The sequence below is a fragment of the Herbaspirillum sp. ST 5-3 genome, assembly GCF_004804275.1.
Lineage (GTDB): Bacteria > Pseudomonadota > Gammaproteobacteria > Burkholderiales > Burkholderiaceae_D > Noviherbaspirillum.
This window is the reverse complement of the sequence record NZ_STGI01000010.1, coordinates 120,706-132,778: the sequence shown is the minus strand read 5'-3', so window position 1 is coordinate 132,778 and position 12,073 is coordinate 120,706. Positions and strand designations below refer to the sequence as shown.

Below are 12,073 nucleotides of genomic sequence, written 5' to 3'. Positions count from 1 at the left end.
TGGGAGCCGGTTCATGAAAAGAGAGGATTGACTGGCGCTTTTTTGAGTTGAATCCCTTATTATATGGGAACTCCCCGTCTATAGGCCTCAGGTAGTTTCATGTCTGTAAATACTCCCGCTGATCTCCGTCTAATTCAACTGAAAGAATGGCTGGCTACCGTGCCAGACATCAAAGCCCTTCCGGAATCGATCCGACCGGCTTCTTCCGACGCCAGTTTCCGCCGTTATTTCCGCGCCGATGCAAGCGATGGCGCCACCTATATCGTGATGGATGCTCCGCCGCCGCAGGAGGACGTGCGTCCGTTTATCCACGTCGCCGAGGTGTTCGGCGATGCCGGCGTTTCCGTTCCCAAAGTGCTCGCGCAGGACATCGCGCGCGGCTTTTTGCTGCTGTCCGATCTCGGTTCGACCACGTACCTGAATCAACTCAACCACGATACCGCCCACAAGCTTTATCTGGATGCGATCGATGCACTGGTGCTGATCCAGGCGCAAAGCAAGCCTGACGTCCTGCCGGAATACGACCGCGCACTGCTGCACCGCGAGCTGATGCTGTTTCCGGAATGGTATGTCGGCAAGCATCTTGGCGTCACGATGACAGACAAGCAATCCGAAGTGCTGAACAAGGTCTTCGAAACCCTGCTTGCAAACAATCTCGCCCAACCGCAGGTTTATGTGCATCGCGACTATCACTCGCGCAATCTGATGGTCCTGGGACAGGGTAATCCCGGCATTCTGGATTTCCAGGATGCGGTCTACGGCCCGATTACCTATGACTTGGTGTCGCTGTTGCGCGATGCCTATATCCAGTGGGATGAAGAAATGGTGCTGGACTGGGCGATCCGCTACTGGGAACGCGCACGCCGCGCCGGATTGCCGGTCAATCCGGACGTTGACGCCTTCTATCGCGACTTCGAGTTCATGGGCCTGCAACGGCATCTGAAAGTACTCGGCATTTTTGCTCGGCTCTATCATCGCGACGGCAAGGATGGCTATCTGAAAGACCTGCCGCTGGTGATGGAATACACCCGCAAGGCAGCCGGCCGCTACAACGCGCTGGCGCCATTGATCAGATTGCTGGATGAGCTGGAAGAAAAGGCGCCATCGGTCGGCTACACTTTCTGAGACTGCAAGGATGAACGGAATTTCGCAAGCATGAAAGCCATGATTTTCGCCGCCGGACGCGGCGAGCGGATGCGTCCGCTGACCGATGATTGCCCGAAGCCGCTGTTGAAAGTACGCGGCCGGCCCTTGATCGTCTGGCACATTCTGAATCTTGTACGTGCCGGCATCACCGATATCGTGATCAATCACGCGCATCTCGGCCACATGATCGAAGAAGCGCTGGGCGATGGTTCCCGCTTCGGTGCACGCATCGCCTATTCCGCCGAAGGTACAGCGCTGGAAACGGCCGGCGGGGTAGCCAAGGCGCGCCATCTTCTCGGCGAAGAGCCCTTTGTCGCGATTGCCGCCGACATCTATTGCCCGCATTTCGATTTCGAGCAGGTCAAGGATGCGCTGAAAGACAATGACATGTGGGGCAATCCGCACCCGCGCGACAAGCGCGATGTCGCCTGGCTCTACCTGGTGAAAAATCCGCCGCATCATCCGAAAGGCGATTTCGGATTGCACAGCTTTTCGGTGGTCAACGAGGGCGAGCCGCGTTTCACGTTTTCCGGCATTGGTGTATACCGTACGGAGATCTTCGATTCCGTCGAGCCCGGCCAATCGGCGCAGATTGCCCCCATCCTGCGCGAATACGCGTCACGCGGGCAGGTCGGCGGCGAAGTGTTTCGCGGCGACTGGACCGATGTCGGCACACCGGAACGCCTGGCGCAACTGAACGGCTAGAAGAACGCAAAGGAGCGCAAATGAAATCGTACGCAGCCCGACGTGCGGCATTGATGAAACAAATGCAGGCCAAAGGCGGCGGTGTCGCTATCATCCCGACCGCACCGGAAGTCATGCGCAATCGCGATTCCGACTATCCCTATCGGCACGACAGCTATTTCTACTACCTCTCGGGTTTCGACGAACCGGAAGCCGTGATCGTGCTGATCGCGGGCGAGAAGAATCAATCGATTCTATTCTGCCGCGAAAAGAATCTCGAACGTGAGATCTGGGACGGCTATCGCTATGGCCCGGAGGCGGCGCGCGAAGCCTTTGGATTCGATGTGGCGCATGCTGTCAGCGCGCTCGACGCCGAAATGCCGAAATTGCTCGCCAATGCACCGGCCCTGTTCTATGCACTGGGCAGCGACAGCAAACTCGACAGGCAAGTACAGGACTGGTTGCAGGCAGTGCGCATGCAATCGCGCGCAGGCATTGTCGCGCCGTCGGTCGTCCACGACGTGCATGTGCTGCTGGATGAGATGCGCCTGATCAAGGATGACGCCGAAATCGCCATCATGAAGCGCGCCGCCGCCATTTCCGCCGAAGCGCATCGCCGCGCGATGCAGACCTGCCGACCCGGCTTGCGAGAATATCATCTGGAAGCCGAACTGCTTCATGAATTCCGGCGCAACGGTTCGCAATATCCGGCTTATGGATCCATCGTCGCCACCGGCGCCAATGCCTGCGTGCTGCACTACCGCGCCAGCGACGCGGAAATCAGGGACGGCGACCTGGTCCTGATCGATGCCGGCTGCGAGCTCGACAGCTACGCGTCCGACATCACCCGCACCTTCCCCGCGAGCGGGAAATTCACCGGACCGCAAAAGACACTGTACGAAATTGTGCTCGCGTCCCAAGCCGCGGCGATCGCCGAAATCTGCCCCGGCAAGCGCTTCATGGACGGCCACGACGCTGCGGTTCGCGTGCTGGCGCAAGGCATGCTCGACACCGGCTTGCTGGACAAGAACAAGGTCGGCAGCCTGGATGATGCCATTGAAAAAGGGGCGTATCGCCAGTTCTATATGCATCGTACCGGCCACTGGCTGGGCATGGACGTACATGACGTCGGCGAATACCGCGAGGCGACTGTGCTCGCCGGAGAAAAACCATGGCGTGCCTTGCAACCCGGCATGGTGCTGACCGTCGAACCCGGCATTTATGTGCGCCCGGAACCCGGTGTGCCGGAAGCATTCTGGAATATCGGCATTCGCATTGAAGACGATGCGCTGGTGACGGAAAACGGTTGCGACATCATCACTGAAGCAGCGCCCAAGACCGTCGCGGACATTGAAGCCGTGATGAAACGCTGAGGCAATGGCAACAACGGATTTTGATATCGCCATTTGCGGCGCCGGCCCAGTCGGCCTGGCGCTCGCACTGCACCTCGTCAAGCGAGGCACTCCGGCGGCTCGCGTCGCCTTGATCGATGCCAAGCCACTGGAAGCGGTGTCGCGAGATCCGCGTTCCATCGCCCTCTCCTATGGCAGCCGACAAATCCTGGAAGGTGTCGGGGCATGGCCCATCCCTGCCAATGCGATTCATCAGATCCATGTTTCGCGGCGCGGGCACTTTGGCCGCACGGTCATCGATCGCGAAGACTATGACATTCCTGCGCTGGGTTACGTGGCGCGTTACGGCGCCCTGGTGTCGACATTGGCCGCGCTTGCGGAACGAAACGGGGTCACGACACTGCGTCCGATCCATGTCACTTCCTCGCTGGAACGCGCCGATTCCGTCGAACTGAAATGTTCGAACGGCCGGTCCCTCACCACGGAGATCATGGTGCAAGCCGAAGGCGGCGTATTCTCCGAACAAAGCACCAAATCGATCAGCCGCGATTACCAGCAGACAGCGATCATCGCGCACGTGAGCTGCAGCCAACCGATTGCGCATCGCGCTTTCGAGCGTTTCACCGAGGAAGGCCCGCTGGCCCTGCTGCCGCAAGATGATGGTTATGCGATGGTCTGGTGCGCGCGTCCTGCCACGGCATCGCGCCTTTATGCATTGCCGGACAGCGAATTCCTGGCCGAACTGGAGCGCGTATTCGGCAGTCGGCTCGGCAGGTTTACCGGCATCACGCCACGCGTCACCTATCCGCTTGGCCTGAATGCTCATGCAGCGATATCGCCCAGAACGGTTGCCATCGGCAATGCAGCGCAAACCCTGCATCCAGTCGCCGGTCAGGGCATGAATCTCGGCTTGCGCGATGCGGCCGTGCTGGCACGCCTGCTTGCGCGCGAAGCGACACCGGAGATGCTGCAGCGATTCATTCAAATGCGGCAATCGGACCGCAAGCTCACGATCACCTTGACCGACACCCTGGCCCGCATCTTCGCCAGCGCGCCGGATGGCGCCTTGTCGCAGGCAGCACTGGGGTTTTCCCTCACGATGGTGGATGCATTGCAACCCGCGAAGCGATTGCTGGCCGAACAAATGCTGTTCGGCCAACGAGAATAAAAAAGCCGCGCAATGCGCGGCTTTTTCACACAACGATGCGGTCTTTCGATCAGGCTGCTTTCAGGGAAACCAGCACCTCGTCCAGCATCTTCTTTGCATCACCGAACAGCATGCGGTTGTTTTCCTTGTAGAACAGCGGATTGTCGACACCTGCGTAGCCGGAAGCCATGCTGCGCTTCATGACGATCGAGGTCTTGGCCTTCCACACTTCCAGGACAGGCATGCCGGCGATCGGGCTGGACGGATCTTCCTGCGCGGCCGGATTGACGATGTCATTGGCGCCAATCACCATTGCAACATCCGTATCGCCGAAGTCATCATTGAGCTCGTCCATTTCCTGCACGATGTCGTAAGGCACCTTCGCCTCTGCCAGCAGCACGTTCATGTGACCAGGCATGCGACCCGCGACCGGGTGAATGCCGAAGCGCACGTTCACTCCCTTCTCGCGCAGGAACTTGGTGATCTCATAGACAGTATGCTGTGCTTGTGCCACTGCCATGCCGTAACCCGGCACAATGATGACGTTCTTCGCTTCACGCAGCAGTTCGCTGGTCTCGGCCGCCGTGACCGGCGACACTTCGCCAGCCGGTTGTGCCGCGCCGCCTGCCGGTGCGGGCTTGCCGCCTTCCGTGCCGAAACCGCCGGCAATCACGCTGATGAAGTTGCGGTTCATCGCGCGACACATGATGTAGGAGAGGATGGCACCGCTCGAACCCACCAATGCGCCGGTAACGATCAGCAAATCGTTCGACAGCATGAAACCGGTTGCCGCCGCCGCCCAACCCGAGTAGCTGTTGAGCATCGACACTACCACCGGCATGTCGGCGCCGCCGATTGCCATCACCATGTGAATGCCGAACAGCAAGGCAATCACGGTCATGACGATAAGCGGAGTCATGCCTGCGCCGACCGTCTCGGCATGCAGGAATTGCCTGCCGAAATAAATCACGATCAGCAGGGCCGCGAGATTGAGAAAGTGCCGCCCGGGCAGCAGCAAGGGCTTGCCGCCGATGCGGCCGGACAGTTTGCCGAAAGCGATGATCGAACCGGAGAAGGTCACCGCGCCGATCAGCACACCGACGTAGATCTCGACCTCGTGGATGGCCTTTTCCGCACCGCTGAAACTTGCGCTTGCGGCAGGATCGACATAGCTCGCATAACCCACCAGCGTTGCGGCAAGACCGACCAGGCTGTGCATCAACGCCACCAGTTCCGGCATTTGGGTCATCTGCACCGTCCGCGCTGCGTACAGGCCGATCGCGCCGCCAACAACCATGGCGCCAATGATCCACGGAATGCCGGCCGTCGTGACATGCGTCCCGAAGACCGTCGCGAACACGGCGATTGCCATGCCGATCATGCCGTAGAGGTTGCCGCGTCGAGCGGTTTCCGGATTGGACAATCCGCCAAGACTGAGAATGAAGAGGATGGTCGCGCCCAGGTAAGCGACTGTTGTGAGACTTTCAGACATTTTTATCGGCTCCCTTTATTTTTACTTGCGGAACATCGCCAGCATGCGACGCGTAACGGCAAAGCCACCGAACATGTTGATCGAGGTGAGCACGATACCGACCACGGCCAGCCAGCGGATCAAGTCACCCGGGCGTTCAATGCCTGCAGAGAGCGGAGGTGCGATTTGCACCAGCGCGCCGATGGCAATGATGCTCGAGATGGCATTGGTCACGCTCATGAGCGGCGTATGCAGCGAAGGCTTGACGTTCCACACAACCATGTACCCGACGAAGCAAGCCAGTACGAACACCGTGAAGTGGCCGAGGAATGCCGCCGGCGCAAAGGCGCCAATCAACCAGAACAGCGCGGCAGCGACACCGAACAGAACCGCGATGCGCGAGCCGGAAGCCGGTTCGCTTGCAGCGCCATGGCCATGACCTTTCGCTGCAGGAGCAACGGCGGCCGGCTTGGCGGCCGGCGGTGCGGCCGGCAGCTTGGGCGCCGGCGGCGGCCAGGTGACTTCTCCGTTCTTGATGACGGTCAGGCCGCGGATGGCATCGTCTTCCATGTTGACGTTGATGACGCCGTCCTTGGTCTTGCACAACTCCTCGGTCAGCCGCAGCAGGTTGTTCGAGTACAGCGTCGACGATTGCTTCGACAGGCGGCTGACCAGATCGGTATAGCCGACGATGGTCACGCCATGCTTCACCACCACCTGGCCGGGCTCGGTCAGTTCGCAGTTGCCGCCTTGCTCGGCCGCCATGTCGACGATGACGCTGCCCGGCTTCATGCTCATCACCATCTCGGCAGTGATCAGCTTCGGTGCCGGCTTGCCGGGAATCAAGGCAGTAGTGATGATGATGTCCACTTCCTTCGCCTGCTTGGCATACATCTCGCGCTGGGCCTTCTGGAAGCCTTCGCTCATCACCTTGGCGTAGCCGCCGCCGCCGGAGCCCTCTTCCTCGTAATCGACCTTCACGAATTCGCCGCCCAGCGACACCACCTGGTCGGCCACTTCGGCACGGGTGTCGTTGGCGCGCACGATGGCGCCCAGGCCTGCGGCGGTGCCGATCGCCGCCAAGCCGGCCACCCCTGCGCCCGCGATGAAGACCTTGGCCGGCGGAACCTTGCCGGCTGCCGTCACCTGGCCGCTGAAGAAGCGGCCGAATGCATTAGCAGCCTCGATGACGGCGCGATAGCCGGCAACGCCTGCCTGGGAGGTCAACGCGTCCATCTTCTGGGCGCGGCTCAGAGTGCGCGGCAGCGAGTCGATGGCCAGCACGGTCGTCTTTTTGGCGGCAAGCTGCTTCATCAATTCCGGGTTTTGCGCCGGCCAGATGAAGCTGATCAAGGTGCCGCCTTCGCGCATCATCGCGACTTCGTCAGAGTTCGGTCCGCGCACCTTGAACACGATATCGGACGACGCCCACAGCTTGGCGGCGTTGTCGATGATCTGCGCGCCCGCGGCGCGGTAAGTGTCGTCGCTGAAGTTCGCCGCATCGCCCGCACCGGACTCGACAGCAACGGAGAAACCGAGCTTGATGAGTTTTTCAACAACGTCGGGAACGGTTGCAACACGTTTTTCGCCCGGGAAAACCTCCCGTGGTACTCCGATTGTCAGAGGCATACGCTTTCCCCTTGGTGGTTATGAAAGTGGATATTCATGTGGAGGGAACGACACTGCTGTCGCACCTTTTCTTTTATTCTGGACAGGGCAGGTTTTTCTTGTGCCCTCATGCAGGCGACTTTTTGAGTCCTGTGATCTGATTCTTTTCATCGACGAAAACAATCTTCGGCACATACGTCTCAATCTCCGCGTCGCTCATCGGCGCGTAGGTACAAATGATCAAAAGGTCCCCCAGATGGGCACGGCGGGCCGCTGCGCCGTTGAGCGAAATCTCGCCGCTACCGCGCTTGCCCTTGATGGCGTAGGTCGAAAAACGTTCTCCGTTGTTGATGTTGTAGAGCTCGATCTTTTCAAACTCTTTGATATCGGCGGCGTCCAGTAAATTCTGGTCGATGCCGCAGGATCCTTCGTAATGCAGGTCGGCCTGTGTGACGGTGACTCGATGGATCTTTGACCGAAGCATGATGCGTTGCATTTTTTCTCCTAATTACACAATTCCTCGCCGCGCAGACAAAGCCTTGTTGCGGCAATTTGATTTCCGATGGATACGCGGGAGAGGGCAGCATGAAGTCCACCCGCCCGGTGTACGGCGGGCATGTCGATCGCCACGTGCTTCTCCCATGTTCAATTCTTACACCGATCTTACACGGAAACCAAAAAATAGCACAATCGTTCTTTTTTATTCTCTTGTTGATCAGGGCCACAAAACCGGCATTTTTTTCTTATTTACACCGGTTCCCACAGAGGATAAATGAAAAAAGCGGCGAAAAAAGAATTTAGCGGCTTTTTTAAGCTTGCATCCGAAACTTGTTTGAAAAAATTGTGCAACATCAAGAAGTTTTCCGTACCGACGCTGATTATTCCGCTTCCTGGCAGTCTTATTTGCAACACGGGCAGCCAAGCGCAGTCGATGTGGTCGCGGCGCGCGTCGCCCATGCACGGTAAAATGGCGCCCTCTTCAAGGGATACTATGAGTGAAGTCTGGAAACCTTCTGTAACGGTCGCTGCCATCATCGAGCGTGACGGCCGTTTTTTGCTGGTCGAGGAAGAGACCAGTGATGGCATTCGTTTCAACCAGCCGGCGGGACATCTCGATCCGAACGAGTCCCTGATTGACGCCGTGGCACGCGAGACGCTCGAAGAAGCGGCTCACGATTTTACGCCGACCGCACTGGTGGGCATGTACATGTCGCGCTATCTGTCCTCGCGAACCGGGCAGCAGGTCACTTATCTGCGCTTTGCATTTACCGGCGAACTCGGCGCAGCGCACGATCGTCCGCTCGACCACGGCATTCTCCGCACCGTGTGGATGACACGCGACGAAATGCTGGAATGCGAAAGCAAGCATCGCAGCCCGCTCGTGCTGCGGTGTGTCGACGATTACCTTGCAGGCAAGCGCGCCCCGTTGTCGCTGCTTTACACCCATCCGAGCGCCACCGGGGTACTGCATGGCTAAGAAGCGGGTCGTGATCGGCATGTCAGGCGGCGTCGATTCCTCCGTGTCGGCCTGGCTTCTGAAGGAACAAGGCTATGAAGTGATCGGCCTGTTCATGAAGAACTGGGAAGATGACGACGATTCGGAATATTGCTCGACGCGCCAGGACTGGATCGATGCGGCGAGCGTGGCCGATGTGGTGGGAGTCGATATCGAAGCGGTGAATTTCGCCGCCGAATACAAGGACCGCGTTTTCGCGGAATTCCTGCGTGAATACCAGGCGGGCCGCACGCCCAATCCCGATGTGCTGTGCAATGCCGAGATCAAATTCAAGGCTTTCCTTGATCATGCAATCAAGCTTGGTGCCGACCTGATCGCAACCGGCCATTATGCCCGCGTGCGCCAGGCCGAGTCCGGCCGGTTTGAATTGCTGAAAGCGCTCGACGCCAGCAAGGACCAGAGTTACTTCCTGCATCGGTTGAACCAGGCGCAACTGTCGAAAACGCTTTTCCCGCTCGGTGAAATCCCCAAGACGGAGGTGCGCCATATCGCGGAGAAAATCGGGCTGCCGAATGCAAAGAAAAAGGATTCAACCGGCATCTGCTTCATTGGAGAACGTCCCTTCCGCGAATTCCTGAATCGCTACCTGTCGTACAAGCCGGGGCCGATGAAGACCCCCGACGGCACGACAGTCGGAACACACGTCGGCTTGAGTTTCTACACGCTGGGTCAGCGCAAGGGTATCGGCCTGGGCGGCATGAAGTCGTACCAGAATGCCGAAGGAAGCAGCGACGCCTGGTACGTCGCCAGAAAAGACATCGAACACAACACCTTGTATGTTGTTCAGGGGCATGACCACCCCTGGCTGCTGTCGTCTTCCCTCGAGGCCGAGCAGGCCAGCTGGATAGCGGGCGAGCCGCCGCAGTCCGGAATGCTGAATGCAAAGACGCGCTACCGGCAGGCGGATGTGCCATGTGCATTTTCACCGGCCGGAGCGGACGGCTTTTCGCTTGCCTTTCCGGCCGCCCAATGGGCTGTCACCCCCGGCCAGTCCGCCGTTCTCTATGACGGCGAAATCTGCCTGGGCGGCGGGATCATTTCAAGTCACACCATCCAACCAGCCTAAGCAACATTCTTGCTGAAATTGCCAGAATTGCGGCAGCCGATTATGATGTTCGACGTTATGCTTTTGCCAATTGGCAATGCATTAACCATATCGGCAACTCCACTCCATCCTTTTTACACTGGGAACGGCGAATCATGACAATTTCGACATCTCGCGCCACGACGGCGATACTTATCGGCGCAACGCTTTTGCTTGCGGCCTGCGGCGGCGGTGGCGGCAGCACCGGATCGGCAAACGGCTCGGGAACGGGCAGTTCAACGCCGGTGACCGGTGTCGCGATCACCTCAGCCAATTCCAAGGATGTGAGCTCGCAGGTTTACTCCGCTTCGCAAGGATTGAATAACCAGGTGACAAGCACCCCGGGGATCGTCACTGCAGTCAGCACCAGCGGCAACGGAAGCGGCTTGCTGGACGCGGCGCTGCAGCAATTGTATCTGGCGCTCGAACATCAGTCCGCCAGCCTGCCCGTCGGCGTCACGGCCACCGATACCGTGAGTTGCAGTGGCGGCGGCAGCGTAACGTTTACCGCAACTGCTGCCAACAGCTCGACTGTCTCCGCAGGAGATCAGGTGACGATCAATACCAGCAATTGCGTACAAGGCACGATCAAGATGAACGGCTCGTTGCATATGGTCTTCAACAGCATCACCGGCACGCCCTCCATGACATCGGCGTGGAGCGCCGCATTGGGGCTGACCTTTACCGGCTTTTCGGTCACCGAGAATTTTACCGGTGCTTCAAATACGGCAACGGGTGACCTGGCGCTTACCTACAACCAATCCGGGCTCAATAACGCGAGCTTCTCCGGCAGCGGCAATTCATTGCAAATGCACATCGTGAACGGGGCATCGACCACCGACTACACGCTGACTTCCTATAATTATTCCGGATCGGTTACTCCTGCCAATCTGTACACCTACCGTGCAAACTTCACGGTGAATGGTAACTTCCCGCGCCTGGGAAATACGACTTACGTTGTGCACACCACGACCGACTTCAAGCAGCAGCGCGGCTCGTATCCGTCGCAGGGCGTCATGACCGTGACGGCCGGCGACAATTCCTCGCTCAAGTTCACCGTTGTCAACACAAACACAGTGCAGCTGGGCCTCGACAAGAACAGCGATGGTGTCATAGAGGAAACAATTACGACTACCTGGTCGGAATTGGACAGTTTGTCCTGACGCAAACTTTCCGGCGAAAAAGGGGGGCCTTGGCGCCCCTTTTTTCTTCCCCGGATGCATACTATGCAGAAATGAAACCTTTCCTGTTCGCCATTTCCTTGGGTGCCGGCCTCCTCGCCTCTGCTTCCGCCTGTGCGGAATGGCAGTATTCCGCGGGAGGTGGATTGCGCTATGTGCGCATGACCGAATCGGACAACAGCGGACGGCAACTGGTGCGGGAACATGGCTGGCTTCCCGGTCTCAGCCTGAATGCAACACATCGGCGCGATGCGTGGAGCATTGGCGTTTCCGGTGAAATTTACGGCGCCGACCTGAACTATGACGGGCGTCTCCAAAACGGCGTTCCGTTCTGGACCGACACCGCAACGACGCAAGGCCGCATCGCGACCGAACTGTCCCGACAATTAAATGAAAACACCGCTGTCCTTGGCGGGCTGGAATATGACGAATGGCGCCGCCATGTGTTGGGTCGCGGTACCGTGGCCGGTGTAAACGAACGCTATTCGTCCTGGCGCCTGCTGGCGGGGGTCGCCACGACGGCGATACGCATGCCGGCCGCCAGCTTCACATTCAAAGGCTTGATGATATTTGCGCGACCCGAGCGTCTGCGTGTGCATTTCGAGAATCAGCTGTATGACGATGTACGCTTTTCCACCAAGCCGGCGATCGGACTGCGCCTGGGGATGACTGCATTCCCGCGCGCATTGCCGAACCTCTCGTTCGGGCTCGACCTCGACTGGATGCGAATCAGGCACAGCGACGATGGAACGCTGTACAAAGACGGAATTCCGACCGGAACAGTCGCCCAGCCCGAGCATCAGCGCAGTGCGCTGGGCTTTCACGCCGATTACCGTTTCTGACTGTCGCAGACGGCAAGCCGGCATGGCGGCTGTCGCTTGATC

The 12,073-nt window shown here is 58.8% G+C and carries 11 protein-coding genes; 8 read left to right on the top strand and 3 right to left on the bottom strand.

The genetic code is table 11. The features are described from left to right. The first annotated feature begins 99 nt into the window (after positions 1 to 99). The 4 genes from E6W33_RS18905 to E6W33_RS18890 are packed head-to-tail and all read left to right on the top strand — an operon-like array spanning position 100 to position 4,350. Positions 100 to 1,125 carry a phosphotransferase gene (locus E6W33_RS18905; protein WP_136418876.1) on the top strand — a complete coding sequence of 342 codons (1,026 nt, stop codon included), beginning with the start codon at positions 100 to 102 and terminating at the stop codon, positions 1,123 to 1,125. A gap of 30 nt (positions 1,126 to 1,155) precedes the next feature. Beyond that, positions 1,156 to 1,851 (top strand): N-acetylmuramate alpha-1-phosphate uridylyltransferase MurU, encoded by a 696-nt coding sequence (murU, locus tag E6W33_RS18900; RefSeq protein WP_136418875.1) that lies wholly within the window; start codon positions 1,156 to 1,158, stop codon positions 1,849 to 1,851. 20 nt (positions 1,852 to 1,871) lie between these two features. Continuing rightward, entirely contained in the window at positions 1,872 to 3,203 is a 1,332-nt protein-coding gene (gene pepP / locus E6W33_RS18895; protein WP_136418874.1) for a Xaa-Pro aminopeptidase, read from the top strand. 4 nt (positions 3,204 to 3,207) lie between these two features. Then, positions 3,208 to 4,350 (top strand): UbiH/UbiF/VisC/COQ6 family ubiquinone biosynthesis hydroxylase, encoded by a 1,143-nt coding sequence (locus E6W33_RS18890; protein ID WP_136418873.1) that lies wholly within the window; start codon positions 3,208 to 3,210, stop codon positions 4,348 to 4,350. Positions 4,351 to 4,399: 49 nt separating this feature from the next. On the opposite strand, the gene pntB is transcribed toward E6W33_RS18890, so the two are convergent. From pntB to panD, 3 genes are all read right to left on the bottom strand, one after another. Beyond that, positions 4,400 to 5,821, bottom strand: a complete 1,422-nt coding sequence (gene pntB, locus E6W33_RS18885; protein ID WP_136418872.1) for a Re/Si-specific NAD(P)(+) transhydrogenase subunit beta — start codon at positions 5,819 to 5,821, stop codon at positions 4,400 to 4,402. Between the two features lie 21 nt (positions 5,822 to 5,842). Beyond that, a complete protein-coding gene (locus E6W33_RS18880; protein ID WP_136418871.1) occupies positions 5,843 to 7,429 on the bottom strand; it encodes a Re/Si-specific NAD(P)(+) transhydrogenase subunit alpha in 1,587 nt (528 codons plus the stop codon). A gap of 106 nt (positions 7,430 to 7,535) precedes the next feature. Continuing rightward, on the bottom strand, positions 7,536 to 7,904 hold the full coding sequence (gene panD, locus E6W33_RS18875) for an aspartate 1-decarboxylase (RefSeq protein WP_136418870.1): 369 nt from the start codon (positions 7,902 to 7,904) through the stop codon (positions 7,536 to 7,538). Between the two features lie 495 nt (positions 7,905 to 8,399). Here panD and E6W33_RS18870 point away from each other — a divergent pair, with 495 nt between their 5' ends. The 4 genes from E6W33_RS18870 to E6W33_RS18855 all read left to right on the top strand — a co-directional run bounded on the left by E6W33_RS18870 (position 8,400) and on the right by E6W33_RS18855 (position 12,031). Further along, positions 8,400 to 8,885: an NUDIX hydrolase gene (locus E6W33_RS18870; protein ID WP_136418938.1), complete on the top strand. Its 486-nt coding sequence runs from the start codon at positions 8,400 to 8,402 to the stop codon at positions 8,883 to 8,885. Continuing rightward, positions 8,878 to 9,990: a tRNA 2-thiouridine(34) synthase MnmA gene (gene mnmA, locus E6W33_RS18865; protein ID WP_136418869.1), complete on the top strand. Its 1,113-nt coding sequence runs from the start codon at positions 8,878 to 8,880 to the stop codon at positions 9,988 to 9,990. Before E6W33_RS18870 ends, mnmA begins: the two co-directional genes overlap by 8 nt. A gap of 134 nt (positions 9,991 to 10,124) precedes the next feature. Further along, positions 10,125 to 11,171, top strand: a complete 1,047-nt coding sequence (locus E6W33_RS18860; RefSeq protein ID WP_136418868.1) for a hypothetical protein — start codon at positions 10,125 to 10,127, stop codon at positions 11,169 to 11,171. A 71-nt stretch (positions 11,172 to 11,242) separates the two neighbouring features. Next, positions 11,243 to 12,031, top strand: coding sequence for a hypothetical protein (locus E6W33_RS18855; protein ID WP_136418867.1), 789 nt, complete (start codon positions 11,243 to 11,245; stop codon positions 12,029 to 12,031). The last annotated feature ends 42 nt before the right edge of the window (positions 12,032 to 12,073 follow it).